Below are 4,666 nucleotides of genomic sequence, written 5' to 3'. Positions count from 1 at the left end.
GAAATTTGTCAAAAAGAAATGTTTGTATGGTAAATACTATGAAAACTTTTCTGACTTTTCTTCAGCCATTTATGAATGTTTGAATGATGCCCATTTGAAACACAAAAAAGAACTGGATTCCTTGCTGACTCTACGATTTCAGAAGTTTAATAAATCTCAGATTATGAACGTCTAAAGTATAGATCAAGGGGGGATCAAGGGGGGATTAAAGGCAAAATCCATTTTTAATTTAATTATAACCAGCTACTTATCTAGAGTAGAGTGATTCCGTATTTCTCTCCAGCCAGATAGTTATACCACTAAATAGTACAAAAGTCTAGAGATTCTGTTAAGTCCCATTAATCGGGCGGCGTGGCAGCATCGAAGCTTACTGCTATAATTACTTACGGACAAAGATAATAAATAAAATTTATGGGCGACTTTTTTGATAACGTGAGCCGTTACCCCCGCTATCTGATTAGCTTTAGTTTAGGGATTTTCTTCGCCTTTTTCGGCTGGTTGGCCCCTTTATTAAAAAATCCCCTCACAGCGATCGCACTTGTGGGCTTTCTGGGGGGAACTTTCGCCTTTCTTTATTTCACCCTCAAAGCCATGCTCGGATTAGCTTGATACAATGGTAAGGGTTTCGCTGTTTTTAGGGGACGAAAATTATGGCTAACGACCGTCGAGTATCTCGCGTGTCCTCGCTAATTAAGCGCGAGGTCAGCCAAATGTTATTAATGGAAATTAAAGATGATCGGGTCGGTGCCGGTATGGTTAGCGTTACCGATGTGGATCTCTCCCACGACCTGCAACACGCTAAAATTTTTGTGTCTATCTACGGCAACGAAGATGCAAAGGCCGAAACTATGGCCGGTTTAAAAGCTTCCGCAGGATTCGTCCGGCGCGAACTTGGTCAACGCATCCGTCTCAGACGTACCCCCGAAGTGGTCTTCCTAGAAGATTCTTCCCTCGAACGCGGCGATCGAATGTTACACCTTCTTGATCATATTAAAAGCGATCGACCCCCAGAAGATGACGATTCCGATGAAGAATAAAACTATTAGCCGTCTTTTTTCTCCCTGTCTCCTGTCTCGGAGTCTCCTGACTTGAAAGAGGGTGTGGGGTGTGGGGTGTGGGGTGTAGGGAAGGAAACCTCTTTCATCTGTGGGGGTGAAAATTTTTTCATCGGGACTGTCTCGGAGTCTCGGAGTCTCGGAGTCTCGGAGTCTCCTGTCTCGGAGTCTCCTGTCTCCTGATAACTGATAACTGATAACTGATAACTGAATAGTGAGCGATCGCATTTTATCCCTAAAAGAACGTATTGGTCAGATGATAGTAGTCCGCGCTTCCGGCTATCTCTTTGACCAACAAATCCGCTATCCTGCTTGGGAACCTGTCAACGCCACCCTGAAACATTGGTTAGAAACCCTCCACCTCGGTGGGGTAATTCTCTTAGGAGGCAGCGCCGCCGAAATCGCTTTCCGTAGCCAACAATTACAAAGTTGGTCCAGCGATAATCCTCTCCTCATCGCCGCCGATATCGAGGAGGGAGTCGGCCAAAGGTTTTCCGGCGCCACTTGGTTTCCCCCCCCGATGGCTTTAGGAAAAATAGCCGAAAAAAGCTTGACAAAAGCCACAGAATATGCTAGGGAAATGGGAGCAATTACCGCTAAGGAGGCCCTAGAGATCGGGATTAACTGGATTTTAGCCCCAATTGTCGATGTGAACAATAATCCCGACAATCCCGTTATTAATATTCGTTCCTTCGCTGAAACTCCCGAAATCGTCGCTAATCTAGCTCAAGCTTTTATTTTAGGGGCGGATTCCTATCCAGTTTTGACCACGGCCAAACATTTTCCCGGCCACGGTGACACCAGCAATGACTCCCATCTCGATCTTCCCATTATCAACCACGATCATCATCGCCTAGAAGCGATCGAATTGCCGCCCTTTCAAGCAGCGATCGAGTCGGGGGTTGATAGTATTATGTCAGGCCATCTGTTAATTCCCGCTTGGGATGCCGAGTTTCCCGCCACTCTTTCCTCGAAAATTCTCGCGGAAAAACTGCGCCAAAATCTCGGTTTTCAGGGTTTAATCGTCACCGATGCCCTGATTATGGGGGGAGTAACCAAAATTGCCAGCGCTGCCGCCATAGCAGTGAGGGCGGTACAGGCGGGGGCCGATATACTGTTAATGCCACCCGATCCGATCGAAGCGATCGAAGCGGTGTATAGTGCCGTGCAAGCGGGTACAATTAGCGAAGCGAGAATTAATGATTCTTGGCAACGTATTCAACGAGCAAAAGAGAAATTGGGGCAAAGACAGCCATCCTTAGAATCCTTAAGCAGTTTAGCGGCACCGCAAGCTCTAGAGATTGTCAGCGATATTTTAAAAGATTCCCAAACAGTTAGCGCTAATTTACCGATTAAAGCCACTCAAGGCCGCAATTTAATCATTATCGATGATTTACTCAACTGTGACTTTCTCGATCGCTCTTGTCCGGCGGTGACAATGCCCCGACAATGGGGTTATCAAACCCAAATAATTGATTGTAGCACCTTTAATCAGTCCCTCGTCTCCCCAGAAACGACTCTCCTACAAGTATTCATCCGTGGTAATCCTTTTCGGGGTAGTGCCGGATTAGGGGAGGAAACGAAAGCTATCTATCAAGCTTTGCTGAAAACCGGACAAATTCAAGCATTGATTATTTATGGTAGTCCCTACGTTTTCCAGTGGTTTCGTCAACAAAGCGGAGAAATTCCCTATCTTTTCAGCTATGGACAACAACCAAGCGCCCAAAAAATTGCCCTAGAAACTATTTTTGAGGGGCCCACTAGCGGCGAAAATCAGACCGATACTTTCATTTAAGGGCAAAAATTGTCTAGTAACCATTGGGCAATGCGATCGGAGGCCCCGGCCGATCCCATTCTCTGACGACCATTAACGGCGATTTCTTGCCACTGTGGGGGATTTTGTAATAAATATTCTAACTTGTCTGCTACTGACTCGGCACTATCGCCTAAGAGAATTGAACAGCCTAATAAACGCTGTTGCAGTTTGGCAAAATGGCCAGTAAACTGTGGTCCAGATCCCGCAATCGTGATCGCCGGTTTACCCAAACCGACGAACTGTTCCGTGGCAGTTCCCGCCATGGCGATGGCCAGATGGCAGCGGCCTAAATATTCGGCGTAATCCCTTTGAGAAATAGTTATAAATACTTCTTGACAAATAAACTTATTTGTGCTATGTTCTCGCCAACCCTGGGAAATTAAAGCAGCCGTAAAAGATTCTAGGGGGAGAGAAGGAGCGATCGCCGCCAAAAATTCCAGCTTATAATCGGGAAAACGTCCGATAATGGCGGCCACAGCCTCGATAATTTGCTGCCAATTGTGGAGAGATTCGGGAAAGCGCGAACCGGGTAGCAGCAGAATATTTAGGCAATCTTGGGGAAAATCGCCCGTTATCGAGGGTAAAAGGTCATCCATCATCGGATTACCCCCATCGACAACGGGAATTGACCACTGTTGTAAAATTTTGCTAGTTAAACTATCCCGGGGAAAAACCCCCCGACAGCGAGGATGAGCCATTAACCAGCGTTCCCAGGGATAATAGTAGGAACCCCAGAGGCGATCGATCATCGAGCTACTATCTAACCATCCCTGCTCATCCCGGAGATAGTATTCTGATTTAGCCGTTCCCACAAAAGCATAATCTGTCTCGCTCAACCAAGCAAGGGCAAGGGGTAAGATATCTCCCACCGCGACAATTTTTCCCCCTTCTTGGCCCCAATTTCTGACCAGACGGTATTGACGGGAGGTTAATCCTAATAATCCCTCCCGCAGATCTCGCCATAATTGTTTGGCATCCCTAGTGATAAAACCCCCAGAGGGCATTTTTTGACCTCGATCGAGAAGAGAAATCCCCAGACGAGTATAAGCATAACCGTTACCCACTAGGGGTAAAGCAGTAATATCCGGACAGTGGGGAGATGATTGCAGTCTTTTAATAATCCGGATCGCGATCTCGTCTTCACCGTGGCCATTACTCAAAAATAATAATTTCACTTTTTTTCTTAACTTCTGGCTTAAAGTCCTAAACTTCGGTTGTTTTATTCCCCTCGACCCTAGACAATGCTGATGGTTAGGGAACAATCAATTTTATAAAAGCAGTTAACCAACTCCCATTTAGTCTAATCTACCGGAAGGTTTCGCCGATCGCCTATCTCTGCCCTGATGGCGACCATTTGACCAAAGGTTAAGACTAAAAGATAAGAGATTAGTTTAACTGCTTCTATTTTTCTCGATCAAAAGACCAAATTTGGCCCCCCAGAGCCAAGAAGGTCAGAAACCTGCTCTGATCGCTAAGTAGCTGGTTATAATTAAATTAAAAATGGATTTTAGGTTCGATCCCCCCTTAGTCCCCCCTTGATAAGGGGGGTGCCGATCCCCCCTTAGTCCCCCCTTGATAAGGGTAGGGCTGTTTCATTCTCCCATCAGAATATCAAAAGTAAAAGCGATCACTGTCAGGTAAAATGAGGAGTGACCGGCAACTTTTCAAATATATGTTGAGCTTAATAGAAAAACTAAAACAAGTCAAGGACTTTCGGAAAGATAAAGGAAAAAGACACCCTTTATGGATAGTATTAGTAGTAATAATACTGGGAACAATGCTAGGATACTCAGGT

General features: G+C 45.6%; 6 protein-coding genes and 1 pseudogene. 5 read left to right on the top strand and 2 right to left on the bottom strand.

The window, feature by feature from the left end:
* From PX482_RS12930 to rbfA, 3 genes and pseudogenes are all read left to right on the top strand, one after another.
* Window positions 1–175 (top strand): annotated as a pseudogene (locus PX482_RS12930) (IS630 family transposase); the annotation flags it as partial.
* Window positions 176–411: 236 nt separating this feature from the next.
* A complete protein-coding gene (locus PX482_RS12925) occupies window positions 412–609 on the top strand; it encodes a DUF751 family protein (RefSeq protein WP_002737592.1) in 198 nt (65 codons plus the stop codon).
* A gap of 41 nt (window positions 610–650) precedes the next feature.
* Entirely contained in the window at window positions 651–1,037 is a 387-nt protein-coding gene (gene rbfA, locus PX482_RS12920; RefSeq protein ID WP_002759261.1) for a 30S ribosome-binding factor RbfA, read from the top strand.
* A 5-nt stretch (window positions 1,038–1,042) separates the two neighbouring features.
* On the opposite strand, the gene PX482_RS12915 is transcribed toward rbfA, so the two are convergent.
* The gene (locus PX482_RS12915) at window positions 1,043–1,168 is read right to left on the bottom strand and encodes a hypothetical protein (protein ID WP_288026337.1); all 126 of its coding nucleotides are present in this window, start codon (window positions 1,166–1,168) and stop codon (window positions 1,043–1,045) included.
* Between the two features lie 101 nt (window positions 1,169–1,269).
* Between PX482_RS12915 and PX482_RS12910 the strand changes: the two genes are divergently transcribed.
* Complete coding sequence (locus PX482_RS12910; protein WP_002759259.1) at window positions 1,270–2,850, top strand: glycoside hydrolase family 3 N-terminal domain-containing protein; 1,581 nt, start codon at window positions 1,270–1,272, stop codon at window positions 2,848–2,850.
* Here PX482_RS12910 and PX482_RS12905 read toward each other — a convergent pair.
* Complete coding sequence (locus PX482_RS12905) at window positions 2,847–4,046, bottom strand: lipid-A-disaccharide synthase-related protein (protein ID WP_288122525.1); 1,200 nt, start codon at window positions 4,044–4,046, stop codon at window positions 2,847–2,849. The genes PX482_RS12910 and PX482_RS12905 overlap by 4 nt on opposite strands.
* A 497-nt stretch (window positions 4,047–4,543) precedes the next feature.
* Between PX482_RS12905 and PX482_RS12900 the strand changes: the two genes are divergently transcribed.
* A partial coding sequence (locus PX482_RS12900) for a transposase family protein (RefSeq protein ID WP_287705278.1) occupies window positions 4,544–4,666 on the top strand: 123 nt, incomplete at its 3' end.

The sequence above is a fragment of the Microcystis sp. M53602_WE12 genome (assembly GCF_030065455.1).
GTDB lineage: Bacteria > Cyanobacteriota > Cyanobacteriia > Cyanobacteriales > Microcystaceae > Microcystis > Microcystis aeruginosa.
Note: the sequence above shows the minus strand (reverse complement) of the source record. Positions and strands in the feature narration are given on the sequence as shown.